Origin of the sequence: Plesiomonas shigelloides, from assembly GCF_900087055.1 — a bacterium.
GTDB classification, from domain to species: domain Bacteria; phylum Pseudomonadota; class Gammaproteobacteria; order Enterobacterales; family CAMTGL01; genus Plesiomonas; species Plesiomonas shigelloides.
Genome location: NZ_LT575468.1, coordinates 1,465,136 through 1,490,944, shown reverse-complemented (window position 1 = coordinate 1,490,944; position 25,809 = coordinate 1,465,136). Strand labels below are relative to the sequence as shown.

The 25,809-nt window shown below is 51.2% G+C and carries 25 protein-coding genes and 1 riboswitch; of the genes, 13 read left to right on the top strand and 12 right to left on the bottom strand.

What is annotated here, in order from left to right; translation table 11 throughout:
- Positions 1 to 4: 4 nt before the first annotated feature.
- Positions 5 to 805, top strand: coding sequence for a molybdopterin-synthase adenylyltransferase MoeB (gene moeB / locus NCTC9997_RS06465; RefSeq protein ID WP_064977609.1), 801 nt, complete (start codon positions 5 to 7; stop codon positions 803 to 805).
- A gap of 183 nt (positions 806 to 988) precedes the next feature.
- Here moeB and modC read toward each other — a convergent pair whose 3' ends face one another.
- From modC to NCTC9997_RS06420, 9 genes are all read right to left on the bottom strand, one after another.
- A complete protein-coding gene (modC, locus tag NCTC9997_RS06460) occupies positions 989 to 2,056 on the bottom strand; it encodes a molybdenum ABC transporter ATP-binding protein (protein ID WP_064977608.1) in 1,068 nt (355 codons plus the stop codon).
- The gene (gene modB, locus NCTC9997_RS06455) at positions 2,056 to 2,736 is read right to left on the bottom strand and encodes a molybdate ABC transporter permease subunit (RefSeq protein ID WP_010861751.1); all 681 of its coding nucleotides are present in this window, start codon (positions 2,734 to 2,736) and stop codon (positions 2,056 to 2,058) included. The genes modC and modB overlap by 1 nt, the downstream gene beginning before the upstream one ends.
- A gap of 23 nt (positions 2,737 to 2,759) precedes the next feature.
- Positions 2,760 to 3,539, bottom strand: a complete 780-nt coding sequence (gene modA, locus NCTC9997_RS06450) for a molybdate ABC transporter substrate-binding protein (RefSeq protein ID WP_082935495.1) — start codon at positions 3,537 to 3,539, stop codon at positions 2,760 to 2,762.
- Complete coding sequence (gene moaE, locus NCTC9997_RS06445) at positions 3,524 to 3,991, bottom strand: molybdopterin synthase catalytic subunit MoaE (protein WP_064977607.1); 468 nt, start codon at positions 3,989 to 3,991, stop codon at positions 3,524 to 3,526. Before moaE ends, modA begins: the two co-directional genes overlap by 16 nt.
- Before the next feature lie 4 nt (positions 3,992 to 3,995).
- Positions 3,996 to 4,241, bottom strand: coding sequence for a molybdopterin synthase sulfur carrier subunit (moaD, locus tag NCTC9997_RS06440; protein WP_010861754.1), 246 nt, complete (start codon positions 4,239 to 4,241; stop codon positions 3,996 to 3,998).
- Positions 4,238 to 4,720: a cyclic pyranopterin monophosphate synthase MoaC gene (gene moaC / locus NCTC9997_RS06435; protein WP_047707926.1), complete on the bottom strand. Its 483-nt coding sequence runs from the start codon at positions 4,718 to 4,720 to the stop codon at positions 4,238 to 4,240. Before moaC ends, moaD begins: the two co-directional genes overlap by 4 nt.
- A 28-nt stretch (positions 4,721 to 4,748) precedes the next feature.
- On the bottom strand, positions 4,749 to 5,261 hold the full coding sequence (moaB, locus tag NCTC9997_RS06430) for a molybdenum cofactor biosynthesis protein B (RefSeq protein WP_010861756.1): 513 nt from the start codon (positions 5,259 to 5,261) through the stop codon (positions 4,749 to 4,751).
- Positions 5,262 to 5,470: 209 nt separating this feature from the next.
- A complete protein-coding gene (gene moaA, locus NCTC9997_RS06425) occupies positions 5,471 to 6,451 on the bottom strand; it encodes a GTP 3',8-cyclase MoaA (RefSeq protein ID WP_064978453.1) in 981 nt (326 codons plus the stop codon).
- A riboswitch (molybdenum cofactor riboswitch) is annotated at positions 6,443 to 6,607 on the bottom strand. Its footprint overlaps the gene before it by 9 nt.
- A 287-nt stretch (positions 6,608 to 6,894) precedes the next feature.
- Positions 6,895 to 8,142, bottom strand: coding sequence for an Nramp family divalent metal transporter (locus NCTC9997_RS06420; protein WP_010861758.1), 1,248 nt, complete (start codon positions 8,140 to 8,142; stop codon positions 6,895 to 6,897).
- Between the two features lie 442 nt (positions 8,143 to 8,584).
- Here NCTC9997_RS06420 and NCTC9997_RS06415 point away from each other — a divergent pair, with 442 nt between their 5' ends.
- The 4 genes from NCTC9997_RS06415 (at position 8,585) to NCTC9997_RS06400 (ending at position 12,112) form a co-directional block, all read left to right on the top strand.
- Positions 8,585 to 8,842 carry a hypothetical protein gene (locus tag NCTC9997_RS06415; RefSeq protein ID WP_064977606.1) on the top strand — a complete coding sequence of 86 codons (258 nt, stop codon included), beginning with the start codon at positions 8,585 to 8,587 and terminating at the stop codon, positions 8,840 to 8,842.
- Between the two features lie 772 nt (positions 8,843 to 9,614).
- Positions 9,615 to 10,649, top strand: a complete 1,035-nt coding sequence (locus tag NCTC9997_RS06410; protein ID WP_010861760.1) for a mechanosensitive ion channel family protein — start codon at positions 9,615 to 9,617, stop codon at positions 10,647 to 10,649.
- Positions 10,650 to 10,850: 201 nt separating this feature from the next.
- Positions 10,851 to 11,057, top strand: a complete 207-nt coding sequence (locus NCTC9997_RS06405) for a hypothetical protein (RefSeq protein ID WP_010861761.1) — start codon at positions 10,851 to 10,853, stop codon at positions 11,055 to 11,057.
- 125 nt (positions 11,058 to 11,182) lie between these two features.
- The gene (locus tag NCTC9997_RS06400) at positions 11,183 to 12,112 is read left to right on the top strand and encodes a gluconeogenesis factor YvcK family protein (protein WP_039045311.1); all 930 of its coding nucleotides are present in this window, start codon (positions 11,183 to 11,185) and stop codon (positions 12,110 to 12,112) included.
- 114 nt (positions 12,113 to 12,226) lie between these two features.
- Here NCTC9997_RS06400 and uvrB read toward each other — a convergent pair whose 3' ends face one another.
- Positions 12,227 to 14,245: an excinuclease ABC subunit UvrB gene (uvrB, locus tag NCTC9997_RS06395; protein ID WP_064977605.1), complete on the bottom strand. Its 2,019-nt coding sequence runs from the start codon at positions 14,243 to 14,245 to the stop codon at positions 12,227 to 12,229.
- Between the two features lie 1,494 nt (positions 14,246 to 15,739).
- On the opposite strand from uvrB, the gene NCTC9997_RS06390 reads away from it, so the two are divergent.
- From NCTC9997_RS06390 to nth, 8 genes are all read left to right on the top strand, one after another.
- Positions 15,740 to 17,137, top strand: a complete 1,398-nt coding sequence (locus NCTC9997_RS06390; protein ID WP_064977604.1) for an EAL domain-containing protein — start codon at positions 15,740 to 15,742, stop codon at positions 17,135 to 17,137.
- Between the two features lie 162 nt (positions 17,138 to 17,299).
- Positions 17,300 to 17,878: an electron transport complex subunit RsxA gene (gene rsxA / locus NCTC9997_RS06385; protein WP_010861765.1), complete on the top strand. Its 579-nt coding sequence runs from the start codon at positions 17,300 to 17,302 to the stop codon at positions 17,876 to 17,878.
- Between the two features lie 3 nt (positions 17,879 to 17,881).
- Positions 17,882 to 18,442 carry an electron transport complex subunit RsxB gene (gene rsxB / locus NCTC9997_RS06380; RefSeq protein WP_010861766.1) on the top strand — a complete coding sequence of 187 codons (561 nt, stop codon included), beginning with the start codon at positions 17,882 to 17,884 and terminating at the stop codon, positions 18,440 to 18,442.
- Between the two features lie 3 nt (positions 18,443 to 18,445).
- Positions 18,446 to 21,001 (top strand): electron transport complex subunit RsxC, encoded by a 2,556-nt coding sequence (rsxC, locus tag NCTC9997_RS06375; protein WP_064977603.1) that lies wholly within the window; start codon positions 18,446 to 18,448, stop codon positions 20,999 to 21,001.
- Positions 21,002 to 22,048 carry an electron transport complex subunit RsxD gene (gene rsxD / locus NCTC9997_RS06370; protein WP_064977602.1) on the top strand — a complete coding sequence of 349 codons (1,047 nt, stop codon included), beginning with the start codon at positions 21,002 to 21,004 and terminating at the stop codon, positions 22,046 to 22,048. It begins immediately after the preceding gene.
- A 9-nt stretch (positions 22,049 to 22,057) separates the two neighbouring features.
- Positions 22,058 to 22,687, top strand: coding sequence for an electron transport complex subunit RsxG (gene rsxG / locus NCTC9997_RS06365; protein WP_010861769.1), 630 nt, complete (start codon positions 22,058 to 22,060; stop codon positions 22,685 to 22,687).
- 27 nt (positions 22,688 to 22,714) lie between these two features.
- Positions 22,715 to 23,416 (top strand): electron transport complex subunit E, encoded by a 702-nt coding sequence (locus NCTC9997_RS06360; protein ID WP_010861770.1) that lies wholly within the window; start codon positions 22,715 to 22,717, stop codon positions 23,414 to 23,416.
- Positions 23,417 to 23,440: 24 nt separating this feature from the next.
- Positions 23,441 to 24,073, top strand: coding sequence for an endonuclease III (gene nth / locus NCTC9997_RS06355; protein ID WP_047707910.1), 633 nt, complete (start codon positions 23,441 to 23,443; stop codon positions 24,071 to 24,073).
- Between the two features lie 183 nt (positions 24,074 to 24,256).
- Here the strand turns inward: nth and NCTC9997_RS06350 are convergent, their stop codons facing one another.
- Positions 24,257 to 24,697, bottom strand: a complete 441-nt coding sequence (locus NCTC9997_RS06350; RefSeq protein WP_052181326.1) for a LexA family protein — start codon at positions 24,695 to 24,697, stop codon at positions 24,257 to 24,259.
- A gap of 245 nt (positions 24,698 to 24,942) precedes the next feature.
- Positions 24,943 to 25,767, bottom strand: coding sequence for a bestrophin-like domain (locus NCTC9997_RS06345; RefSeq protein WP_010861773.1), 825 nt, complete (start codon positions 25,765 to 25,767; stop codon positions 24,943 to 24,945).
- Positions 25,768 to 25,809: the final 42 nt, after the last annotated feature.

Genomic DNA, 25,809 nt, shown 5'->3' with positions numbered 1-25,809 from the left:
CTTGATGACGCATACTGATGCTAACTCAACACCACACGCCCCTAGCGTTACACTCAGCCACGAAGAAGAGCTGCGCTACAATCGGCAAATAGTGCTGCGCGAATGTGATTTTGCTGGGCAAGAAGCGCTAAAAGGCGCGTCTGTGCTGATTGTCGGTCTCGGTGGTTTGGGCTGCGCAGCAGCCCAATATCTGGCGGCGGCGGGTGTCGGTCACCTGACGCTGCTAGACTTTGATCATGTGTCTCTGTCTAACTTACAGCGGCAAACTCTGCATACTGACGCGCGGATCGGCCAAGCCAAAGTCACATCAGCCGCGCAGAGCCTGCAGAGCATCAATCCGCACGTGCAGCTGACGCCCATTTGCGCGCAATTAGAGGATGATGACTTATCTGCGCTAATTGCCCAGCAGCAGATTGTGTTGGATTGCACCGATAACGCGCCAACACGCAATCAACTCAATCGTCTGTGCGCGCAACATCGTGTGCCGTTGGTATCTGGCGCGGCGATTCGGATGGAAGGGCAAGTCAGCGTATTCACCTACGCGCCGGGTACGCCTTGCTATCGCTGTCTGAGCCGTCTGTTTGGTGAGCATGCCGGTAGCTGCATGGAAAATGGGATCTTATCGCCCGTGGTGGGACTGATTGGCAGCCTACAAGCGACCGAATGCATCAAGCTGCTCACGGGAATGGGAACGCCGTTAACCGGTCGTCTGCTGCTGGTGGATGCGCGGATGATGCAGTTTCGAGAGATGAAGCTTAATCAGAATCCGCAGTGTGATGTTTGTGGTGGCGATGCACCACTTTAATCGCTCTATCAATACAGCGATGATTAATACCGCGCAGGCCTAAACCAATTAGCGCTCTTGGGGCTATCTTCTATCCCTTATCTCCTAGAGCGCTTATATTCCCTTGAATGCCCTTATCCCCTAGAGCGTTTAGTGCGCTAATTGGATGATTTTTACTATTTCGCTAATTCACGAGCTCGCTTGCTAGACAGTGCCTCCATCCACCAAACCGGCAGCTTTAATGTAAGCCAATACGGTATCGTGCAAATGCAAGTCCAGTTGACTGAGTGCGCGATAGGAAATACGTGCCAGCAACGGTTGTCCGGCACAGCTCAGTTGCACCATCACCATGCCCTGTTGCGGCAGACCGATACAAGTCACTTGGCACTGTAAGGCATTTTGCAGGCTTGAGCCGTGCAAAGGTGCGCGCGATAAGATCACTTCCCGCGCCATCACGCGCAGCAGTAAACGCGCATCCGTTCGAATATCACCGGGGATACGTAAAGTTTGGCCGCCACAGCTGGCTAAGATTTGTCGTCCATCATGATCATAACCACTGACAGTGGTTTCGAGCAGCACAGCCGCATCAGGGTGCTGCGCCAGTGATAGCGCCGGATCGGCAAATAAGCTCACCGGTGAGCCTGTGGCTTCCACGCGGCCTTGATGCAATAGCACCACCTGACGACAAAGCGTGACGACCTCTTCCATCGTATGGCTGACATACAACATCGGCAAAGCCAGTTCACGACTTAAGGCGGCAATCTCATCCAGTAAAAGCTGACGTGCATGATGATCGAGTGCTGACAAAGGCTCATCGAGCAACAACCAGCGTGGCGTGGCCATCAACGCGCGAGCCAGCGCCACCCGCTGTTTTTGCCCGCCGGATAACGCTCGGGCGGGCATATCCAGCAACGCGCTAAACCCTAGTCGCTCGGCCAATTGCGCCGGTTCAGGGCTATTTCGTTTCGCAAAACGCGCGGCCAGTTGCAGGTTTTCCTGTACCGTTAACCAGTGAAACAAACGGCTATCTTGAAACACCATGCCTGCCGAACGCTGCTCGGGCGGTAAACTTTGCGTGCCGTTTTGCCAGCACACCTCGCCACAGTAGATCTGACCTTGCTGCGCCGGAGTTAGACCCGCCAGAATGCGCAGCAACGTACTTTTACCGGCACCGCTGTGGCCGATGATGCCGTGGATTCCCTCCTCCGGCAGTGTAAAGGCGGCCTGCAAGCTAAAATCCGGCAGCGTATGCGTGATATCAACCTGCAACATTACTGAAACCGCCTTTGCTGACGTTTTTGCAGCACGCCATACACCAAAGTCAGCAGCACCACGGAAAACAGTAAGAGCCCACCGGCCAGATAATGTGCGCTTTGGTAATCCATCGCTTCCACATGATCAAAAAGCGCAATCGACAGCACCTGCGTCTGACCGGGAATATTACCGCCAATCATCAGCACCACGCCGAACTCCCCCAAGGTATGGGCAAAGCTCAAAGTTGCAGCGATGATGAAGCTCGGTAGCACCATCGGCACCACAATATGGCGAAAACGGGCCAAACGCCCCATACCGAGAGTTGCCGCCGCTTCCAGCTCTTTATCCCCCATATTCACAAACGCGCTTTGTAAGGGTTGTACCGCAAAAGGCAACGAATAAATCACGGAAGCCAGCACCAAACCGGTGAATGAAAACGCCAGAGTATGGCCAGTCATCTCCAGCCACCAATGACCGGGCAATGAGCGAGGTGAGAAGGCCAGCAGCAGGTAAAAACCCAGCACTGTCGGCGGCAGCACCAAGGGCAAGGCGACCAATGATTCAATCAGCGGACGAATACGCGAACGACTTCGCGCCAACCACCACGCCAACGATGGCGCCAGCAGCATCAAGATCAACGTGGTGGTCGCGGCCAGCCGTAAGGTAAGACGAACCGCCAGCCAATCAGCCTCCGACATCATCGCCTCCCACGCGCGCTACCTCACTGCGCCAAATAGCCATGCGACTCAATCAGGCTACGGGCGGCATCGCTACGCAGAAAGTCGGCAAAAGCCTTGGCCGCCTTCGGCTGCGAGCTCGAGGCCAGAATCACCGCCTGCTGTTCAATGGCCGGGTACGCATCGGCGGGCAGCAACCAAACTTGCCCTTGCGGATGGGCCATTTTCACATTCGGATAAGCCACCAGCCCCATGGGCGCATTGCCGGTTTGCACAAATTGATACGTCTGGGCAATATTGGCTCCGGTGACCAGCGTCAGGCCGGCAATATTCCACGCCCCATTCTGCTCTAACCAGTATTGCGCAGCCGCACCGTAAGGCGCCGTTCGTGGATTCGCGATGGCTAATTTCCCCTGCCACAGCTTAGGATCGGTCCCCACTGGTGTACCGGTATTCCATAGCGCCAACTGGCCACGAGCATAAGTAAAGCGCGAGTTAGAGACTATCCGCCCTTCCTTTTCTAAACGCTCTGGGCGTTCACTGTCCGCCGACAAGAACAGATCAAACGGCGCACCATTCACAATTTGCTGATATAGCACACCGCTGGAGGCTGACGAGATGGCAACCTGATCGCCCGTTTGCTGCTGAAATTGCGTCGCCAACTGTTCTAATGTGGGCTTAAAGTTCGCCGCAACCGCCACTTTCAACGTGGCCGCATTCGCCGGTGACAGGCTAAATAGCGCCACCACAGCCAATGTGCTGGCCGCAACGCGCCCTTTGTGTAGTCTGTTGTAGATCACCTGTGTGCTTATTCGCTTTGCCATCTGCGTGCTGCCTCCTGATCACTGGTTTTGGCTTCCACCCAGCGCGCGCCGTCTGGCATCTGCTCTTTTTTCCAAAACGGTGCCCGCACCTTGAGATAATCCATGATGAATTCTGCTGCCGCGAATGCCGCCAAGCGGTGGCCACTGCTGACCCCGACATACACAATCTGCTCACCGCTGCCGAGCTCACCCACGCGATGAATCAGGCTGACACGACCTAACGGCCAACGTGCACGCGCTTCACTGATAATGTCGTGCAGGGCTTTATCGGTCATCGCCGGATAATGCTCCAAGTGCAGGCCGTTCACGCTGCCTTGCTGACTGTGATTGCGCACTTTGCCGGTAAAGGTCACCACCGCGCCACAGCTGTCGTCCTGATTTAGCCACGTGTATTCGGCGGCAATATCAAAATCGTCTTCACTGACCCGAATTCGGGTTTCCTGTACCTGCATCTGCTTAACCTCCAGTAACCGGTGGGAAAAAGGCCACTTCATCCCCGTCTTGCAGCGGGTGAGACAATGACGTCAGCGTCTGGTTAACAGCCACCAGCAGATTTTCTTTATCGAGCGCCAATGCCCAGCGCTCACTCCGCGCCGCCAAAGCCGCACGCAATAATTCAGCCGTGGCATAGGTTTCAGCCACCTCAATTTCACCGGTGTCGGTCAACTCGCGCACCTGCGCAAAAAATAACACCCGAATCATGATGCCTCCGCGGTGAATGTCCCGGACTTACCGCCGGTTTTAGACAGCAGACGCACATCGGTGATCTGCATGTCTTTTTGTACGGCTTTGCACATGTCATAGATGGTCAGCGCTGCCACCGAGGCGGCGGTCAACGCTTCCATCTCTACGCCGGTTTTGCCGGTCAGACGACACACACTCTCAATTCTCACCCGATTACGCTCTGGCTGGGCTTCCAGCTGTACTTCCACTTTGGATAACAGCAGTGGATGGCACAGTGGGATCAGTTCCCACGTACGTTTGGCGGCCATGATGCCGGCAATACGCGCGGTGGCAAACACATCCCCTTTCGGATGACGCCCTTCCACGATCATGGCCAACGTTTCTGCGTGCATTTCAACGCAGGCTTGCGCTCTGGCTTCACGCACGGTTTCCGCTTTACCTGAAACGTCCACCATATTGGCTTCGCCCCGTTCGTTCAGGTGAGTTAATTGAGTCATGCTCCTGTCCTTTTACGTGTAGGCGAAATTACTGCTGCAGATGCGGCATGAAGTTACATGGGCGATGACGCGCATCCAGCTGATCAGCAATGATCTTTTCCCACGCAGTACGGCAAGCGCCCGTAGAGCCCGGCATCACGAAAATGGCAGTGTGGTTCGCAAAACCGGCCAGCGCACGCGATTGGATCGTAGAGGTGCCAATTTCCTGATAAGAAATCTGACGGAACAACTCACCGAAGCCTTCCACTTCTTTATCAAACAGTGGGCGCAGTGCCTCTGGGGTAGAATCGCGGGAAGTAAAACCGGTACCGCCGGTGACCAAAATAGCCTGCACGCTTGGGTCGGCAATCCACTGTGAAACCACAGCGCGCAGCTGGTACACGTCATCTTTCACGATGCGCTTGTCTGCCAGACGGTGTCCTGCGGCCAGCGCCGCCTCAACCAGATACTGGCCAGAGGTATCGTTCTCTTCGGTGCGGGTATCTGACACAGTCAGTACAGCAATGCTGGCTGGCATAAATTCAGCGTGGGCGTGTCCCATGGGTAACTCCTTCATGATGAATGCGATGTTGTGTGATAAGGCAGCCTTGCCTGCCCGATCATGACTTTTTGCAGTACGTTTTTATTCAGTACGCTTTATTCACTGCGTTTTGTATCTACTTGGTTTTAAATCGGGTTTTATCGTGTTTTTTAAAGCTTGATTCAGCGCTAGCCTGACTGACTACCGACAGCGGCAATGACATGCACGACTTACCCGCCGATCGACGCCAAATGTGGTGTCTGACCGCTATTGCCCTCATGCAAGAAATGGCTCTGCTTTTTATGCAGTAGAGCATCTTGCACGCGTTGGCGCAGTAAAGGTAATTGGCGGTCATCCTCCAGCAAATCACGCAGCGGGATGCCATCATCACCAAACAGGCACAAATGCAGTTTTCCGGTCGCCGAAACCCGTAACCGGTTACAGCTGGCACAAAAATCCTTCTCATACGGCATGATCAGGCCAACTTCGCCCTGATAATCGGGATGCGTAAAGACTTGCGCCGGACCGGCATTGTAGCTGCGCGGTTTAAGCTGCCAGCCATTGAGTAGCAGCTTGTCGCGGATCACCGCGCCAGAAATATGATGGTCACGAAATAGCGAAGTCATCTCGCCGGTTTGCATCAGCTCGATAAAACGCAACTGCAACGGACGATGGCGGATCCACGCCAGAAACTGATCCAGCTGATGATCATTTAAGCCTTTCATCAGCACGGTGTTCACTTTCACTTGCGGATAGCCGGCATCGAAAGCGGCATCAATGCCCGCCATTACTTGGCTAAAGCGATTTTCACCGGTGATTTGATGAAATTGGCGTGGGTCGAGACTGTCTAGACTGACATTCACCGACGTAATGCCAGCCTCTTTCCACAGCGGGACATCACGGGCCATACGATAGCCATTAGTGGTCACCGCCAAGGCACGTAAACCCGGCAATTCGCTAATTGAAGAGGCGATAGAGATAAAGTCGCGACGCAATGTCGGCTCTCCACCGGTCAGACGGATCTTGTCTGTGCCCAGCGCAATAAAGGCCTGAGCAATCCGGCGAGCTTCATCGGCGCGCAGAAATGAGGTATTCGCCTGCGGCCGATAACCGTCCGGCAGGCAATAGCTGCAACGAAAGTTGCAGACATCTGTGATCGACAAACGCAGGTAATAGAACCCGCGGTCAAACGTGTCTTTGAGTTGCTGCACCTGAAAACACCTTTCCAATGTCGGGAGGCCCGGTAATTTCTCACCGAACCCGGTAGCATCATCTGTGCTACGGCCGTCATGCCCTATTCTGTGTGCCTGAATGAGTCAGCCTGCTGCAGAACGTAGGCAAAAGCGGCTTCGGAGTTTTTGGCGGCAATGTCCACTGCGTTGAGTGTGCGTTACGACATAACCACAATAAAATAACGTCTCTTCGCATTGTAAATAAAGCGTCCCCGAACTGACAATGAGAATGTGGAATATTGTTTTGGTAATCACACTCTCTTAGGGCAAGTGCTGTTTTATACAGCAATTCAGGCGATTACTGCGCTTTATCAAATCAATAGCCGAAAATGAAAAAGCCGCACCTCATGCTGTGCGGCTTTGGATGGAACTTAACGCGTTAGGAGTGGCGCTTTGTACGTTATCTGTGCCTCATTTGGGCATTAAAAGCCGCTAAATCCGGTAAACGTAGTCACCAGCAGATACAAGTTTATGGTAATCACCACTACCGCAATCAGACGACCAGCGGCTTGTGTCAGGGGCTTGTTAGTTAAATCCCCCATCAATTGGCGATCACCGGTAAAGCGCAGCAATGGAATCAAGGCCAGTGCAATACCAAAGCTGAGGAATACCTGACTCATCACCAACACGTGAGTAGCGTTCATCCCACACCAAATCACGATAAAAGATGGCAGCATAGTCACCGCGCGGCGTACCCACAGTGGAATGCTAAAGTTCACAAAGCCCTGCATCACCACTTGTCCAGCTAAAGTCCCCACCACGGTGGATGACAAACCCGCCGCAACCAAACTTAAGCCGAAGATCACTGCCGCAGCTTCACCCAGCAATGGATGCAAAGTCTGGTACGCTTGCTCCAACTCCGTAATACCGGTGTGACCAGCAGAGTAGAAAGTCGCAGCCGCTACCGCCATCATGGCGATGTTCACAAAACCGGCGATGGTCATCGCAACCGCAACATCCATTTTAGTCGCTGCATAACGCTCTTTGCGATCTTCACGACTGCCCCGTTGGGTCAACGCTGAGTGCAGGTATACCACGTGCGGCATGATAGTCGCCCCCAATACACCGGCAGACAAAACCAGTGCGTTTTGATCCGGCAATTGTGGTTTCACCATGTGCCAGCCCAACTCGGCGATATCTGGGCGGGAGAAAATCAACTCACAGACATAAGCCCCCGCCACAAACATTAAAAACAGTCCGATGACGATTTCCAGCGGCTTTTGCCCATGTTGCTGCAAAGCCAGAATCAATACAGTAGCAAGACCGGTCAAAATTGCGCCATCAAACAGCGATACACCAAATAACAACTTGAAACCGATTGAGGCGCCGATGAATTCAGCCAAATCAGTGGCAATGGCAATCAGCTCGGCTTGAATCCAGTAAAACCACACCAGCGGACGCGGGTAGCTTGCTCGAATGTGCTCGGCTAAGTTCTGACCCGTTGCAATACCCAGCTTGGCAGAAAGCAGCTGAATCAGCATCGCCATGGCATTAGCCCATACCACCACCCACAGCAACTGGTAGCCAAATGTAGAGCCGGCTTGAATGTTGGTGGCGAAGTTACCCGGATCGATGTAGCCAATCGCGGTAATAAAAGCAGGCCCCATCAGAGCGAGTTTGATTTTTCTAGCCCGCCGAGGTGCGGGTACTGCAACTGGTAATGTAGTCATGAGCCGATCTCCCTTGCATGAGATCTGCATTACACATCAAATGATAATGATTATCAATAGCAATTATTGTATCGACCGATGTCCCGCTATCTCGGGATATGTCTCGCTAGATGTCTGTAGTACTGAGCGTATGGCGCACTTCTATCGTCCACTGCCTACGATTACCGACCAATTACCGACTCTCTACACAACTGATACACAACTCGCTCAATGGCAGGCTTACTTCGAATGCCGACTAAAGTAAGGTTACAGGCTCTATCACTCTCTTTATATCAGCATTAAAACACAACGTTCCATTATGTTTTGGGATAAAACGCTACATCCTATCTATACTGATCTATGCCGCTCCGTGAGTTCACGCCTCTTGCTGAGTCACTTTTTTCTCTACCCAAAAGAGACGGAGCACTGCGGTACACCCTTAGCCGTTTTTACTGGAGAATCAATGATGAAATATGCAGCTCTCAGCCTAGCATTACTGCTTGGGCTCTCTGGTAACTTACTTGCCGCCGAACCAGAACAGACACAAGACAACAGCACTGAGCCTTGCACTAATGTACGCAATACCGATGACAATGACACACCATGGAGTGGCTCTGAGCGTTGTAATGACAGCAGTGGTGCCGAATCCGATTATTCCGACTCCTCCAGCAGCGATGAGTCATCGGTAACCCCAGATCAACCTGCGCCAATGGCCAATTAGGCTTGCAGCCCTCACAGGTTCATCACATACAGCCTTGCGTAAGCAACTTATCGGTGTAAAGCAGCACACATAGCACATACTCGATAAGACAACATGGAAGAAACGCAGGCTGTTTTCTTCAGCATTATGCACAGCCCCTCTTGTGCTTACACGATATCAACGAATTTCTTACACCAGACTGATACCAAGGGGTTACGCGCATACATGTATCCCATCGCAAAATTAAAATACTATGCCGATTATGATTAATTAATCATGCCAATTGAATAGCGATAACTTCATTCTAAAACACAATATTCATCATCACAGCATTGATAATAACGGGCAAAACAAATATGCGGATTTTATAAATCCCCCTTGATTATCAGTATGCTAACTCACTTACCTCACAGGAAATAATCATGCGGCTCATAATTAGACAATGAAGTCATATTTTGACGTACTTGTTTACCGGATTTGTATCTCTCAAAAAGCCTGCATTCACGCCACTCCGCTATACTGCTCGCCTCTGAACGGTATCCGCTAAGGCCATATAAGAATGAACGTAGTAATCTATTTGATAGCAGCATGTTGTTTTTTTGATCTTTGCAGTACTCTACTACCGCAGACTTTTTCGCACTTTACAAATCTTATCCTTTCTTCCATTTTATTTTAAAAACCAGACGCTAGAATAAACCCTTTTCAGTCGCAGGTATTTTCCGATCCCGGCCTGATAAGTGACATATCAGATACCAGTAAATAACATTCACAAATTTAAGACTACTAGACAGATATGAGTTCGGTTTATTCCCTGTTTCACTCCAAATTCATGATTGACCTTGCCACGTTGGCAGTCATCTCACTGGCCGCTCTGGCCTTATGGTTCTTTTTCCTCAAGCGTAAGCACAGTGGCCGTCATCGACGCAAAACGGTCACCGCAGTGATCACCTGCATCTCTTCTATCGTGCTATGGGGCATCATCGCGCTCACGGTTACCGAGATCATTTACTTACTGCTGCATCACTTTACCGAGCTCTACACCGGTTGGATCAGCACAACGAATGTTATCTTGCTCTCGGCTATCACCATTAAGTATGTGTTTGCCCTGATTAGCCAAATCGAGGCCTCACTGATCGCCAAAGGCAATGACATCACGACCTCCAAGGCCATTTCACGCCTGTTGAAATCCGTGACCGTGCTGATCCTGATTCTGATGGCCGGTCAACACTTTGGCCTGAGCGTGTCTGGTTTGATGACCTTCGGTGGTGTCGGCGGTATCGCCATCGGTTTGGCCGGTAAAGACATCATCAGCAATTTTTTCTCTGGCATCATGCTGTACTTCGATCGCCCATTTAATGTGGGAGATTGGATCCGCTCGCCAGACCGCAATATTGAAGGCACCGTAGCCGAGATTGGTTGGCGTCTAACCAAGATTAATACCTTCGACCATCGTCCGCTGTATGTGCCGAATTCGGTATTTTCGTCTATCAGCGTGGAAAACCCGGGGCGGATGACTAACCGCCGCATCAAAACCGAGATTGGCCTGCGCTATGAAGACGCCAAGTTGGTTCGCGTGATTGTCGATGACATCCGCACCATGCTGCAGAACAATCCGGATATCGATACCACCCAGACACTGCTGGTGTACATGAACGAGTTCGCGGACTCCTCCATCAACATCATGGTGTATTGCTTCACCAAAACCACGGTGTGGGCGGATTGGCTGAAAGTTCAGCAAGATGTGTACTTGGATATCATCGATATCGTGCACGCTCGCGGCGCAGATATGGCATTCCCAAGTCAAACGCTGTATCTGGAAAAAGAATAAACGTCACCCACGCATTTTGCGCTAAAACAATTTACGTTAAAACAATGCCGGCCTTCAGGTCGGCATTGTTTTTTTATAACCTAACAGACTGTATTAAAAGAGATATTCTGGTGCGCTGACTGGCAATCTGATTGATTGCGATCATACTAACTCACAATAACGCCCTCGATTTACTCCATCACCGTCTTGGAGGTAAACACCATGAGCAATATCACTGAGTCTGCCGGTCTCACCGACATTGCCAAATATCTCAAGCGCATGCATGGTTACAGCGATGCCGAAGCTCTTGTCGAAGCTAAAGAGGTATTAGCCGGATTTCAGGACATGTCATCACATGGAATTATCAAGGGTTGGTATTTCGATGCCGAAGGCCATCTGGAATTATTGCCCAACGAACGGATTAAATAACCGGCAGATACAAGGCAGAACGTGCGGTAAATCAATATTCTGGATTGTGTTTTGCCGGATTGTTTTTTAAGGTTACGCCACTTCGAGTATCTTTACTCTTACCTCTTCAAGAAATAATAAAACTTATGCGTAACCCGATGCTTGCAGATCTGAACCATGTGGTAGCCATTGGTGGCGGACATGGTCTAGGCCGTGTCCTCTCGTCGCTGAGCTTTTTAGGTCACCGCCTTACCGGTATTGTCACTACCACCGATAACGGCGGCTCCACCGGCCGGATCCGCACCTCTGAAGGCGGCATCGCATGGGGAGATACCCGTAACTGTATTAACCAGTTGATCACTGAACCGACTATTGCGTCAGCCATGTTTGAATATCGGTTTGCCGGCGAAGGTGAACTGTCTGGCCATAATCTGGGGAATTTGATGCTCAAGGCGCTGGATGACTTGAGCGTCCGCCCGTTAGATGCCATCAATCTGGTGCGCCGCTTACTGAAAGTGGATGCGCACATCATCCCGATGTCGGAAGAACCTGTCGACTTGGCCGCCGTCTGTGCCGATGGTATGTCCGTGTTTGGTGAGGTCAATATCGATGCACTCACCGAATTACCGGTATCACTGCAATTGGTGCCGGAAGTCAGTGCCACCCGTGAAGCCATTACCGCCATTGAACGCGCTGATTTGATTTTAATTGGCCCGGGCAGCTTTATGACTAGCCTGCTGCCGCCTCTGCTTAACCGTGAGATCGCAACTGCGCTGTCTAACGCCACCGCAGCCCATGTGCTGTATATCGGCAATCTGGCCAAAGAGCACAGTCCGGCGGCACAGCTGAATATCGCGGAGAAACTGCAGATTATCGAGCGCCACATTGGCCGTCGTTGCATTACTGGTGTGATTGTCGGTCCGCATATTGATGTCAGCGTGTTGCGTGATGAGGATGGTCCAAAACGTCGCATCGTTCAAACTCAATTGGAAGCTGACGATATTCCGTATCGTCACGATCGCAACTTGCTCAAGCAGGCGATCGAGCAAGCACTGCAAATCAATCCGCTGAATTGATGTTGCACATTAACGCTTAAGCCCACTGACATTTAGACAGCAGATAAAAGAAAGGCATTGTCGGGATAACCAACAATGCCTTTTTTATGCGTCTCACTATTCACACATCACGCATCAAGAGGTTTTGATAAACGCCTCTCGCAGTGCCTGCAGCTGATCGCGGATCGCCGCCGCTTCCTCAAACTCCAGATTCTGCGCATGTTGATACATCTGCTGCTCCAGCTCTCGCATCTTCTGCTCTGCTTCTGCTGGCGAATGCACCTGATAGCTAGCCTCAGACTCGGCCACTTTACGGCCTTTGGATTTCTGGCGACCTTTATTGCTAACGCGCCCTCCGACATCCAGAATATCGGCCACGGCTTTATTCAGCCCTTGCGGCGTAATCCCGTTACGTTCGTTAAACGCTTGTTGTTTCTCACGACGACGCTCTGTTTCACCAATAGCGCGCGCCATTGATGGCGTGATCCTATCACCGTACAAAATCGCCTTACCGTTAAGGTTACGCGCCGCACGACCAATAGTCTGAATCAATGAACGTTCGGAGCGCAAGAAGCCTTCTTTATCCGCATCCAGAATCGCGACCAGCGATACCTCCGGCATATCCAGCCCCTCACGCAGCAGGTTAATTCCCACCAGCACGTCAAACAGGCCAAGACGCAGGTCGCGAATGATCTCCATCCGCTCGACAGTATCAATATCTGAGTGCAGATAGCGCACCTTCACATCATGCTCTTCCAGATATTCGGTCAGATCTTCGGCCATGCGTTTGGTCAGCGTAGTAACCAGTACCCGTTCATTAATCGCCGAGCGCAAACGGATCTCCGACAGCAAATCATCCACCTGAGTGGTTACCGGACGCACTTCCACCACCGGATCCAGCAAGCCCGTCGGACGCACTACTTGCTCGATCACCTCGCCGCCAGATTTCTCCAGCTCATACGCCCCCGGCGTGGCCGATACATAAATGGTCTGCGGAGCCAGCGCCTCAAACTCATCGAATTTCAACGGACGGTTATCCAACGCCGATGGTAGGCGAAAACCATAATCCACCAGCGTTTCTTTACGCGAACGGTCACCTTTATACATAGCGCCAATTTGCGGCACCGTAACGTGTGACTCATCAATAATCAGCAAGCCATCGGCAGGTAGATAGTCAAACAAGGTTGGAGGCGGCTCGCCCGGATTACGGCCAGAAAGGTAGCGCGAATAGTTTTCAATGCCCGAGCAATATCCCAGCTCATTCATCATCTCAATATCAAACAGCGTACGCTGACTGATGCGCTGCTCTTCCAGCAACTTGTTGTTATCCAGCAAGACCTGCTTACGCTCGACCAGCTCGACCTTGATCTTCTCGATCGCCTCTAAGATCTTCTCGCGGGGTGTTACATAGTGAGTTTTTGGATACACGGTATAGCGCGCAACATCCTGCTGCACTTGCCCTGTCAGCGGGTCAAACAATGACAAGCGTTCAACCTCGTCATCAAACAGCTCCACACGCACCGCATGCTCGTCTGATTCTGCCGGATAAATATCAATCACTTCGCCACGCACACGGAAAGTCCCGCGTTGAAATGCCTGATCGTTGCGGGTGTATTGCAGCTCCGACAAACGACGCAGGATAAAACGCTGATCCAGCGTATCGCCACGGCGCAAGTGCAACATCATTTTCAGGTAGGAATCAGGATCGCCCAGACCATAAATCGCCGACACCGAAGCCACCACCACCACATCACGTCGCTCCATCAGCGCTTTAGTGGCAGACAAACGCATCTGCTCGATGTGATCGTTGATCGACGCATCTTTCTCGATAAAGGTATCGGTACTCGGCACGTAAGCTTCTGGCTGATAGTAGTCGTAGTAGGAAACGAAGTATTCCACGGCGTTATGCGGGAAGAAGGCTTTCATCTCGCCGTACAACTGAGCAGCCAAGGTTTTATTCGGCGCCAAGATCATGGTGGGCCGATTAAGGCTAGCAATTACATTTGCCGCGGTGAAGGTCTTACCGGAGCCGGTTACCCCCAGCAAGGTCTGGTGCGCCAGCCCTGCGTCGAGGCCATCGATCAACTGGCGGATCGCTTCCGGCTGATCGCCTGCGGGTGCAAACTCAGATACCAGCTCAAAGTTTCTACTCATACCTACCTGCTATATCATCTCGTTTGTCTCGGATATAACGGTATTATGCGCGGCTCCCCGCAGAAATTCGAGCGCTATCCCATCGCTGGTTTACACGGCGCGATGATTTGCTCAGCCAGCAGCATCCCCACAAACCTTACCCTGGCGAGCCACTGATGATAAAAGCCCAAATACAGCCAGCACGGGGAAATTTTTGCGGCCAAATCGTAGCCTCGTCGGTGCGTTTTACACACTCAGTGCCTTTGTAATCTCTTTCTCTTATCCTCTTCTGCACATCTGCTTCTGCACATCTGCGCGCAGTCAAAAACCGTTGAAAGGAAATCCTGTTATAGATATACCTTACGCAGGACAATGTACGAATTATTATTTTCTACAATATTGCATTATTCGATATGCAATCATGCGCGTTATCAAATTTAAATATGGCTGTCATTAAAACGTAATTATTACCCATAATTACTTATTGAGTTTGCCCTTTAGTAAACAAAAAACAGAACTCAAAATTGGTGAGCAATAAACAGTAGCGCTCATTTGCACCCACAAACATAATGCTATGGCCAACCTTTGCTTAATCACCTGCTCAATTTACCATCAAATAGTTCCCTCTTTATTTTGTTGTCCGGCGCTGTAACCGATTACTTTTCGCGTTAACTAACGGGTTAGCAGACACAGCCGACATGCATGTCTGTATACTGACAGCGCAGGGTCAAAAAGACGCCACTGCTGTGCGCTACATCACAGAAAAATTACACGTTCCTCACCTCGTTCTTACAGCTGTGTCTGACAAAAAGCGTCGAGGTGTCTTAACCCAGAGAAAACGTGGGCTGTATGGAATTGTCTAAATATAGCCCACACACTTATCCACAGATTTAGTGGATAACTTTTAGCGAACAACAGAAAAAAACAGAAGTCAACACAATAAATATTGTTTTATATCAACAAATTAATCAGTTGATAAAATCCGTCTTCGCGACAGTTTAAGGCTTGACAAATCACGCCAAAGCAACGAATCACGCTCTCGCTTTACAGTTTTGTTACAGCCCACAAAGGGAAATTGGATAACGGCTCACGAAATAGACAGCGCGACAATAGCAACTGCACATCATCGGCTAGCGCTAGCAGCATTTAATCGAAGCCGACAAACGGCTATCGACAGAAAAAAGGATTTTTGGGCTCACATCATATCGTGACGGGCTGATATGTAATATCCCTGAAAAATATCAGAGAAGTTTGCGAGCGGCGTCACGCAACAATTCAGGGCATAAAATAATAAAGCTCAATAGGCTGATATAATAAAATCATCTGTATTCTGTTAAAGAGAAAATGAATTCGATGAATATAGCCCTGTCCCGTTCAGCTGCTATTTGGCGTGCTCTCTTGTGTTTTGTGTTAACCACAGGTGTTGTTTATATTCAAAGTGCATATTCATTGTCTTTAAGCATTAGCATTCCTGCAATATTGCTTATTTGTGGCACATTACTCACTCTGGAAATAATGCAAAACCAGAAAAACGCTTCTGAACGTTTGATTAAGCTGGAGCAAAGTCTGAATATGGCTGCCAGTGCCGGCGAAATTCCAGAAGCGAAATTAGCGGCAAAATATGCGCAAGGTTGGCGACAAGAAAAAACCGAGTTGGAGCATCGCCTCGACCTGATTGCTAAAGACGTAAACCGCGACCCACTCACCGGCTTACCAAATCGTGCGAGCTTCATTCATCAGCTCTCGTTACTGCCTGAAAACGGGGCTAAGCACTGGTTAGCGCTGATCCACGCCACGCCTCTGACTGAGCTTAATCAACGCGGAGGATCCAAACTCGGCGATCTGTTCATTCAAGAGATCGCAGAACAATTAACTCTGCATGGTCTGCCACTTGGACAGTTATACCGCTTTGAAGGTGCGATGTTCGCGTGGGTCGCCTCAGCGCACCAAATTGAGCAGCCCGAACGTCTTGCTGAGCGCTGCGCCCAAGCGCTGGAACAACTGGCGCAACGCCACCAAATCACACGAGCCGCCAATATCGCGTTTATCTCTTTCTACGGCAACCAGTGGGGTGCCGCACTGAGTCAAGCAGAAGAGAGCCTGCGCATTGTCTCATCACTGCCCCATCGCTGTTGGCAAGTTGATCATACCGAACAGCCTCAAGTGGATGACTGGTTTAGCGAGCTAGATCAGCAAATCGCCAATGCGGATGTGGAGTTCAATATCCAGACCACGCTGAGCGTGAATGACAGCATGCCGAAATATCATGAGCTGTTCTCGCGCTTTACCTTCTCCAAAGGGGCGATGTCGACCGACAAAGTGATCGCGATGGCCGAATATCATGGTCGTATGGCACAGCTGGATATGATGCTGCTGACCAAGATCACCAGCATTTTGCAAGGCTTCAAAGGTGATGGGGTTTTGGCGGTTAACTTAGGCTTTCATACCATCAACGAGCCGCAGTTTTTACACTGGTTAACCCAGTATCTGGAGAAAAACCCTGCCGTCACGCCACACTTGGTGATGGAGATCCAAACGGAAGCAATCCAGACCTATCCTGACAATGCCGGCAAACTGATCACGTTACTGCACCAACATGGGGTGCGGGTATGTTTGTGTCATTTTGGCCAACAGCTCGATGGGTTAGCGTTGCTGTCACGTTATAAGCCATCATTTGTGAAACTCGACCCACGCTATACCCGTGATATTGAAGCCAACAAATCTTTGCAGCAGGTATTACGTTTATTTATCGATACGCTGCACCGTTTAGGCACCAAAATCATTGCAGAAAATGTGGAAAAGCAGGAAGACAAAACCATGCTAGCGCATCTGCGAGTGGATGCGATTCAAGGCTATATCGTGGCGAAGCCCAAACCAGTGCAAGATTCCGAATTGTTGCGTATGGTAAGTTAATAAACTGATAATTATCATAATTTCAGCCTATCCCCTAAGAAACACGTGCCTTTATGGTGCGTGTTTCTTGTCCGCTTATTAGGGCGAAATCGATTGTCCGGTTGTCGGCAGAGTTATAATTGCCGATAATACCTCGGTTTTTTATCATGAAAGGTAGACCGGATGACTGAGTATCTTTTGCTGCTCATCGGAACAGTGCTCGTTAATAACTTTGTCTTGGTCAAGTTTCTCGGCTTGTGTCCTTTTATGGGCGTATCGAAAAAGCTGGAAACGGCCATAGGAATGGGCTTAGCCACCACATTTGTTATGACGCTAGCATCGGTATGCTCATACCTGATGGATCGCTTTATTCTGATCCCGTTTGGCATCGGTTATCTGCGTACCCTTTCATTTATTCTGGTTATTGCCGTTGTCGTGCAGTTCACCGAAATGGTGGTGCGTAAAAGTAGCCCTGCGTTATATCGCCTGTTGGGCATTTTCTTGCCGCTAATCACCACCAACTGTGCGGTGCTGGGTGTCGCGCTGCTGAACACCAATCTGGCTCATAACTTTATGCAGTCTATCGTGTATGGCTTTGGCGCTGCGGTGGGCTTTTCTCTGGTATTGGTTTTGTTTGCCGCACTGCGCGAGCGTATTGCATTGGCCGATATTCCGGCCCCTTTTAAAGGCTCATCGATTGCATTGATTACCGCCGGACTGATGTCGCTGGCGTTTATGGGCTTTACCGGACTGGTTAAATAAAAAATGATGACTCTGTTTTGGGCCGTGTTAGCACTGATCGGGCTAGCGCTGCTGTTTGGCGTATTACTGGGTTTCGCCTCCATCAAGTTTAAAGTTGAAGCCGATCCGATCGTCGATCAACTCGATGCGATTTTACCGCAAAGCCAGTGTGGGCAATGTGGGTATCCTGGCTGCCGCCCGTATGCCGAGGCGGTCAGCAATGGTGAGCAAATCAACAAGTGCGCCCCAGGTGGCGAAGCAGTTGTACTGAAAATTGCTGACTTGCTGGGCGTTGAGCCTCCTGCTGCAGATGCGAACGCAGAGAATGCCGAGCCACGCAAATTTGTCGCCTTTATTCACGAAGAACAGTGCATCGGCTGCACCAAATGTATTCAGGCCTGTCCGGTTGATGCCATCATTGGCTCGACTAAGTCAGTCCATACCGTTATTTCTGATCTCTGCACCGGCTGTGATCTGTGTGTTGCCCCCTGCCCGACGGATTGCATTGAAATGCAGCCGGTCAGTGTGACCCCCGACACATGGAAGTGGGATCTGAACACCATTCCAGTAAAGGTCGTTAGTTAAGTTATGTCCAGTGTGATTAAGGCCATCCAGAGCGGCCGTATTTGGGATTTTGACGGTGGGATCCATCCGCCGGAAATGAAGTCACAATCCAACAATACTCCGATTCGCCGAATCGATCTGGCGCCCTATTATGTCGTGCCACTGCAACAGCACGCGGGTCAAGCTGGCAATCTGATTGTTAAAACCGGTGAAAAGGTTCTCAAAGGACAGCCGCTGACGCAGTATCATGGTGGCGGACGCATATTGCCCGTTCATGCCCCGACCTCAGGTACGATTATCGCAGTCGAGCCGCGCACCATCGCGCATCCTTCTGGACTCAGCGATCTTTGCGTGGTGATTGAGCCAGATGGCAACGACACGTGGGTCGAACGCGAACAGATTGAAGATTATCATCTGCTCACCCCTGAACAGTTGATTGCCAAGATTCGATCGGCAGGTATTGCCGGTCTTGGCGGCGCTGGCTTCCCTACCGCAGCCAAACTCACCGGCGGCGCAAACCTGATCAAATTGCTGATCATCAACGCCGCAGAATGTGAGCCTTATATCACCGCTGACGATCGTTTAATGCAAGATCGCGCCGATGAAATCATCGAAGGGATTCGGATCCTGCGCCATATTCTGCGCCCTGAGCAGGTCGTCATTGGTATTGAGGATAACAAGAGCCTAGCCATCGAAAGCCTGCGTAAAAGCCTTGATGGCAGCGAAGATATTCAGCTGCGCATTATTCCAACGAAATATCCGTCTGGTGGTGCCAAGCAACTCATCAAGATCCTCACGGGGATGGAAGTGCCTAAAGGCAAACACTCCTCGGCGATCGGTGTGTTGATGCAAAACGTCGGTACCGCTTTTGCCATTAAGCGCGCCATTATCGAAGGTGAGCCACTGATCGAGCGTGTCGTTACCCTGACCGGTGATGCCATTCACGACAAAGGTAACATTTGGGCGCGCTTAGGTACGCCGGTGCAGCACTTGCTGAGCCACGCGGGTTATCGCCGCACCGCTGGGAATGGGCAGATCATCATCGGTGGTCCACTGATGGGCTTTAGCTTGCCGCATCTGGACGTTCCCGTGGTGAAGATCACCAACTGTATTTTGGCGCCTGGCGCTGCAGAATTTGGCGAAGAGCATGCCGAGCAGGCCTGTATCCGTTGCAGCTCCTGTGCGGATGCCTGCCCGGTTAATCTGCTGCCGCAGCAACTGTACTGGTTCAGCCGTGGTAAAGAGCATGACAAAGCGCGCCAATACAACATTATGGATTGTATCGAGTGCGGTGCGTGTGCCTATGTTTGCCCGAGCAACATCCCGCTGGTGCAGTACTACCGCCAAGAAAAAGCAGAGCTGTGGGAGATTCGCCGCGAAGAGCGTAAGTCTGAAATCGCTAAACAGCGCTTTGAAGCCAAGCAACAACGTCTGCAACGCGAAAAAGAAGAGCGCGAACAGCGTGCCCAACAAGCCGCGCAAGCTCGTCGCGCCTCACAAACCAGCAGCGAAGGTGTTGATCCGGTACAAGCGGTATTGGCGCGTATTAAAGCCAAACAAGCACAAAGCGCCGCGCCAGAATCAACAGTACCGTCAGCTGATGCACAACCGATTCAACAATTACGTCCACTGACGCCGGATGCTGAAAGTGCGCCTGTGGTTGCCGATGACTCCATGGCGGCCGCACGCGAAGCGCGCAAACAACTGGCGCGAGAACAGCGTGCGCGTAAAGCTGCGCAACAAAATGCGGAGTCATCAACAGCACCAGCGTCTGGTGTAGCAGACAGCAGTGAGAACACCGACCCACGCCAAGCGGCGGTAGCGGCTGCTATTGCTCGCGCTAAAGCACGTAAAGCCGCGCAAGAGCAAGGTGCTGATACCACAGCTGCAGCTAGCCACAACGAACCGGCAACCGTAGCACCGAATGCTGAAAGCACGGCAACGCCAAGCGATGCCACTGCCGAAGCGGTTGATCCACGTAAAGCGGCGGTAGCTGCCGCTATTGCTCGTGCTAAAGCGCGTAAAGCCGCGCAAGAGCAAGGTACTGATACCACTGCCGTCATTAATCACAACGAACCGGTAGCCGAAGCGCCGAATGCCGAAAACACGGCAACACCAAGCGATGCCACTACGGAAGCAGTTGATCCACGCAAAGCCGCAGTAGCTGCTGCCATTGCTCGCGCTAAAGCGCGTAAAGCCGCGCAAGAGCAAGGTACTGATATCACAGCAGCCGTTAATCACAGTGAACCGGCAACCGAAGGGCCAAATGCCGAAAGCGCGGCTACGCCAAGCGATGCCACTGCCGAAGCGGTTGATCCACGTAAAGCGGCGGTAGCTGCTGCCATTGCTCGCGCTAAAGCGCGTAAAGCCGCGCAAGAGCAAGGTGCTGATACCACTTCCGCAGTTAATCACACCGAGCCGGCAACTGTAGCGCCGAATGTGGAAAGCACGGCAACGCCAAGCGATGCCACTACGGAAGCGGTTGATCCACGTAAAGCGGCGGTAGCTGCTGCCATTGCTCGCGCTAAAGCGCGTAAAGCGGCACAGGAACAAGCAAAAACTCAGGCGAGTGAGGAATAAATGGTTTTCAAAATAGCAAGCTCCCCTTACACGCATAACCACCGCAGCACTAACGTCATAATGCGGCAGGTGATGCTTGCCTGTATTCCGGGTGTCGCTGCGCAGTGCTACTTCTTTGGCTGGGGTAACCTGATCCAAATCCTATTAGCCATCGTGGTGGCCGTACTCGCAGAAAGCGCAGTGCTGCTGCTACGCAAAAAGCCAGTGTGGAAAACCCTGCAAGACAGTACGGCAGCGCTTACCGGTCTGTTGCTTGGGATCTGCATCCCACCACTCGCACCTTGGTGGATCATTGTCATCGGTACCTTGTTTGCCATCATTATTGCCAAACAGCTGTACGGTGGCTTAGGGCAAAACCTGTTTAACCCAGCGATGGTGGGCTATGTTGTCTTGTTGATCTCCTTTCCCGTACAGATGACCTCGTGGTTACCGGTTCTGGGATTACAAAGCGAACCAGTCAGCTTTATGGATTGCTTGAACGTCATCTTCACCGGCCATACCGGTGAAGGGAATACTTTGCATCAGCTGATGCTGGACATCGACGGCGTGACACAAGCCACCCCGCTCGACACGCTGAAAACCAGCTTGAAAAACGGTCTGACTGCCCACGAAATCATGCAAAAACCGATCTTCGGCAGTTTTGCCGGTTTAGGTTGGATGTGGGTCAACATCGGCTTTTTGCTCGGTGGTCTGTATCTGCTGTTCCGCAAAACCATCCAGTGGATGATCCCCGTCAGTTTCCTGCTGACGCTGACCATTGCCTCTACGATCGGTTGGCTGGTCGCGCCTGATGCAAGCGGCACGCCGCTGTTTGAATTGTTCTCAGGTGCAACCATGTTCGGTGCGTTTTTCATTGCTACCGATCCAGTGACCGCATCTACGACCTTCCGCGGTCGTTTGATCTTTGGTGCCGTGGTCGGACTGATGGTATACCTGATCCGGACTCTCGGCGGTTACCCCGACGGCGTCGCCTTTGGCGTGCTGATCGCCAACATGGCCGTGCCACTGATTGACCACTATACCCAGCCACGCGTATACGGACGCTAAGGAGTCTCCATGTTACCAACCATGCGCCGGCACGGTATTACGCTGGCCGTCTTTGCCTTGATTGCCGTTGGCACTGTCGTAGTAGTCAATCTGCTTACGGCAGATCGCATCGCCGAACAAACCAAGCAGCAGCAAAAGATCCTGCTCAATCAGGTATTGCCGTCTAACCTGTACAACAATGACCCTCTCAAAGAGTGCGTCATGGTAACTGATCCCGCCCTGCTCGGCTCAGCCGTCCCACACAAAGCCTATCTGGCGCGTTTAGATGGTAAACCGGTGGCTCTGGCTATCGAAAGCACCGCGCCGAACGGCTATTCCGGTGCAATTCAGTTGATGGTTGGCGCAACCCTCAGTGGCGAATCGTTGGGGGTTCGCGTGCTCGAACACCACGAAACACCGGGCTTAGGGGATAAAATCGATCTGCGGATCTCTGATTGGATCTTAAGCTTTAAAGACAAAGTGCTGCATGACGATAACGACCCACGTTGGGCGGTACGCAAAGATGGCGGCATGTTCGACCAATTTACCGGCGCGACAATCACCCCACGCGCCGTTGTCGGTGGCGTGAAGAACACGCTGATTTATGTCCGTCACCATGGTCAGGCACTGTTTACTCAGCAACCTGATTGTGGCGAATAATTCACGGCCAGCATCACCGGAGTGTATATGAACAATTCACGTGACATTCTCGTTCAAGGTCTGTGGAAGAATAACTCGGCACTGGTTCAACTGCTCGGTCTGTGCCCTCTTTTGGCCGTGACCTCAACCGCAACTAACGCACTGGGGCTGGGTCTGGCCACCATGTTGGTGCTGGTTTGTACCAACGTAGTGATTTCAGCGATTCGCCAGTGGGTGCCGAGTGAAATTCGGATCCCGATTTACGTCATGATCATCGCATCAGTGGTTACAGCAGTACAGCTACTGATCAACGCCTATGCGTTTGGTCTGTACCAATCACTGGGGATTTTTATCCCGCTGATCGTCACCAACTGTATCGTGATCGGTCGTGCCGAGGCCTTTGCCGCCAAGAACAACGTGGCAGACTCGGCACTCGATGGTTTCGCTACCGGTTTAGGCGCAACCTTAGCTTTATTTGTGCTGGGAAGCCTGCGTGAAATCATCGGTAAAGGGACGCTGTTTGATGGTGCCGATTTACTGCTGGGCTCATGGGCCAAAGTGCTGCGCATTGAGGTCTTCCATCTGGATAACAGTTTCCTGCTGGCCATCTTGCCTCCTGGCGCATTTATCGGCTTAGGTTTGATGCTGGCGGCCAAATACATGATCGATCAGCGCATGAAAAATCGCGCTGCCACGCCAGCACCTTCAGCTTCGGCGGACGATCTGAAGAAAATTCACAGTTGTCATTAATCAAACACAGCTAAAGCGGCAGTAATGAATCAGAAGAAACGGATCGAGATCTTAGAACGCCTGCGGGCAGAGAATCCCAAACCTACCACTGAACTGAAATACAGTACGCCGTTTGAGCTGTTGATAGCGGTGATGCTGTCGGCGCAAGCCACCGATGTAAGTGTGAATAAAGCGACCGATAAACTCTATCCGGTCGCCAATACACCACAGACTATCTTGGATTTGGGCGTAGATGGGCTCAAGGAATACATCAAAACCATTGGGCTATTTAACAGCAAGGCAGAAAATGTCATCAAGACCTGCCGGATTTTGTTAGAGCAGCATCAAGGGGAAGTACCAGAGGATCGTGAAGCACTGGAAGCCTTGCCGGGCGTTGGCCGCAAAACGGCTAACGTGGTTCTGAACACCGCCTTTGGTTGGCCGACCATTGCAGTCGATACGCATATTTTCCGCGTCTCTAATCGTACTGGATTTGCACCGGGTAAAAACGTCAATGAGGTGGAGCAAAAGCTGCTCAAAGTCGTCCCTGCTGAATTTAAGCTGGATGTGCACCACTGGCTGATTCTGCACGGGCGTTATACCTGCATCGCCCGTAAACCACGCTGTGGCTCGTGCATCATCGAAGACTTGTGTGAATTCAAGGAAAAGACCGAGTAACTGCGTCAAAGGCCTCACAGATTTTACAGGCGCTACCCCCGTAGGACACAAGGCCAGTCTTACTTCTGGCGGTACTCGCACCGAGCAATACCGGTATCTACCAGTCACCTAGTATCTAAATACTAGGTGCTAGTACGCTTACCGCCTTCCCTGTGCCACGCATTTCGTTAAACATGTTACACATCACTGGCGGATATGATGGATAATGCTGGTCACAATGCCCACTTGCCCCATCTGCTGCAATTCAGACAGACTTTCCATACCCACGCGATCAGCGTGATCGGCGCTCAGTGATAGCAATTTCAGTTCAGGTTTTACCTGCAACTCATACACCACGACTTCGCCTTGCTCCATCATCACCACCAAATCACCTTTTTTCGGCGCTAAAATACGGTCTACGACCAGAATATCGCCTGGACGAATGCCTGAGTCGACCATCGACAGACCGCTGATACGGACGAAAAAGGTATCATCCGGTCGTTTGATACAGTGTAAGTTGAGATCAAGACGCTGCCGGCCAGACACCAAAGACGGTGAGGACAATAACGACGACTCTGTATCATTAAAAAATGCCACTGGACGGTAGGTGAACAGATCATCGGGTCGGGAAATGCTCAGTTCCATGATAGCCTCTCAAGCACTGTATACTTATACAGTATAAGATAAGCACTATCCGCTTTCGTTGCAAGCCTAATTTTACATTTTTCTGTATGGATATACAGTATTGTTATCCAGTTCATACAGTAGCATATCCGCCCACCTATACTTGCCGAAGTGACTCACTCATTACTGATATGAATACACCCCAACCCTCAAGCTGCTCATCCGCAAACCGTTGCAACAGTTTGAGCGTAAGCATATTTTTTAGGTTACTGCGGCTTTGAGAAAGGCAGAGCTAATTTGGCATCCGCATCCATTTTGCTCCTTAGCTCCGTAAACAGTTGCTGCTGCACATCTAAATTCAGGATGCCACGCCGCGGTCTATCCAAGTCCAAAATCAGGTACACCACCATCACCGTGAGCAGTGCAAAACCAATCGACGCAAAGAAGTTAAAGTGCCGACTCTTTGAACTGTTATAGCCATTCGCAAATGCCGCCGCCAGAGCCTGAATAGTGAGGACTATCAGCAAAATATCGGGGATATGCGTGCGATCATACGAGAGGCGGCTGCTGGCCAAATCAAACATCTCATTCATCGCCGGGATCATCTGCATCGATGCCAGATAATGCTCCTGTTGACGTGATGCCTGCATCACCTGCCCCCACAACTGATTTTGTAGCTGATCGGTTTTGGCTAATACCTGCCGAATCGCAGCAATATCACTGCGCACGTCATAATACGCAATGCGCTGGTCAAGATAGTCTTTCAGATGCACCCGCAGCGTACTTCCAGTTTGTGGTTCGTAGAGAAACGTACGCAAATAGACCGTACCAATGGCGTTAGAGGCATCCACCATCAGCTCTTTGCGCGTTTCGTTACGGCTCGCCGCGGCTGCAAACGTAAACGCCAGCAATAGCCCGAGCAGACCAAATAGCGCAGATTCAATTTGCACCGTCGCACCATTGGTATCATCTTCACTGTGGCGCAAGCGCCCGACCGTAAAGCCAATCACTGATGCCAGCAGCATCAACGCCAGCAATAAACCACACAGAACGGTGCTGTCGGTGCCTAGAAAGAAATCTGGATCATTCATCTTCGCTTCCCCTATCGCAAAACGCGACTATTGCTAAACGCA

Excerpts from the sequence above, each read along its gene's own strand:
- moeB (WP_064977609.1), top strand. The coding sequence starts at position 5 with ATGACGCATACTGATGCTAACTCAACACCACACGCCCCTAGCGTTACA.
- modC (WP_064977608.1), bottom strand. The coding sequence starts at position 2,056 with ATGTTGCAGGTTGATATCACGCATACGCTGCCGGATTTTAGCTTGCAG.
- modB (WP_010861751.1), bottom strand. The coding sequence starts at position 2,736 with ATGTCGGAGGCTGATTGGCTGGCGGTTCGTCTTACCTTACGGCTGGCC.
- modA (WP_082935495.1), bottom strand. The coding sequence starts at position 3,539 with ATGGCAAAGCGAATAAGCACACAGGTGATCTACAACAGACTACACAAA.
- moaE (WP_064977607.1), bottom strand. The coding sequence starts at position 3,991 with ATGCAGGTACAGGAAACCCGAATTCGGGTCAGTGAAGACGATTTTGAT.
- moaD (WP_010861754.1), bottom strand. The coding sequence starts at position 4,241 with ATGATTCGGGTGTTATTTTTTGCGCAGGTGCGCGAGTTGACCGACACC.
- moaC (WP_047707926.1), bottom strand. The coding sequence starts at position 4,720 with ATGACTCAATTAACTCACCTGAACGAACGGGGCGAAGCCAATATGGTG.
- moaB (WP_010861756.1), bottom strand. The coding sequence starts at position 5,261 with ATGGGACACGCCCACGCTGAATTTATGCCAGCCAGCATTGCTGTACTG.
- NCTC9997_RS06420 (WP_010861758.1), bottom strand. The coding sequence starts at position 8,142 with ATGACTACATTACCAGTTGCAGTACCCGCACCTCGGCGGGCTAGAAAA.
- NCTC9997_RS06415 (WP_064977606.1), top strand. The coding sequence starts at position 8,585 with ATGATGAAATATGCAGCTCTCAGCCTAGCATTACTGCTTGGGCTCTCT.
- NCTC9997_RS06410 (WP_010861760.1), top strand. The coding sequence starts at position 9,615 with ATGAGTTCGGTTTATTCCCTGTTTCACTCCAAATTCATGATTGACCTT.
- NCTC9997_RS06405 (WP_010861761.1), top strand. The coding sequence starts at position 10,851 with ATGAGCAATATCACTGAGTCTGCCGGTCTCACCGACATTGCCAAATAT.
- NCTC9997_RS06400 (WP_039045311.1), top strand. The coding sequence starts at position 11,183 with ATGCGTAACCCGATGCTTGCAGATCTGAACCATGTGGTAGCCATTGGT.
- uvrB (WP_064977605.1), bottom strand. The coding sequence starts at position 14,245 with ATGAGTAGAAACTTTGAGCTGGTATCTGAGTTTGCACCCGCAGGCGAT.
- NCTC9997_RS06390 (WP_064977604.1), top strand. The coding sequence starts at position 15,740 with ATGCAAAACCAGAAAAACGCTTCTGAACGTTTGATTAAGCTGGAGCAA.
- rsxA (WP_010861765.1), top strand. The coding sequence starts at position 17,300 with ATGACTGAGTATCTTTTGCTGCTCATCGGAACAGTGCTCGTTAATAAC.
- rsxB (WP_010861766.1), top strand. The coding sequence starts at position 17,882 with ATGATGACTCTGTTTTGGGCCGTGTTAGCACTGATCGGGCTAGCGCTG.
- rsxC (WP_064977603.1), top strand. The coding sequence starts at position 18,446 with ATGTCCAGTGTGATTAAGGCCATCCAGAGCGGCCGTATTTGGGATTTT.
- rsxD (WP_064977602.1), top strand. The coding sequence starts at position 21,002 with ATGGTTTTCAAAATAGCAAGCTCCCCTTACACGCATAACCACCGCAGC.
- rsxG (WP_010861769.1), top strand. The coding sequence starts at position 22,058 with ATGTTACCAACCATGCGCCGGCACGGTATTACGCTGGCCGTCTTTGCC.
- NCTC9997_RS06360 (WP_010861770.1), top strand. The coding sequence starts at position 22,715 with ATGAACAATTCACGTGACATTCTCGTTCAAGGTCTGTGGAAGAATAAC.
- nth (WP_047707910.1), top strand. The coding sequence starts at position 23,441 with ATGAATCAGAAGAAACGGATCGAGATCTTAGAACGCCTGCGGGCAGAG.
- NCTC9997_RS06350 (WP_052181326.1), bottom strand. The coding sequence starts at position 24,697 with ATGGAACTGAGCATTTCCCGACCCGATGATCTGTTCACCTACCGTCCA.
- NCTC9997_RS06345 (WP_010861773.1), bottom strand. The coding sequence starts at position 25,767 with ATGAATGATCCAGATTTCTTTCTAGGCACCGACAGCACCGTTCTGTGT.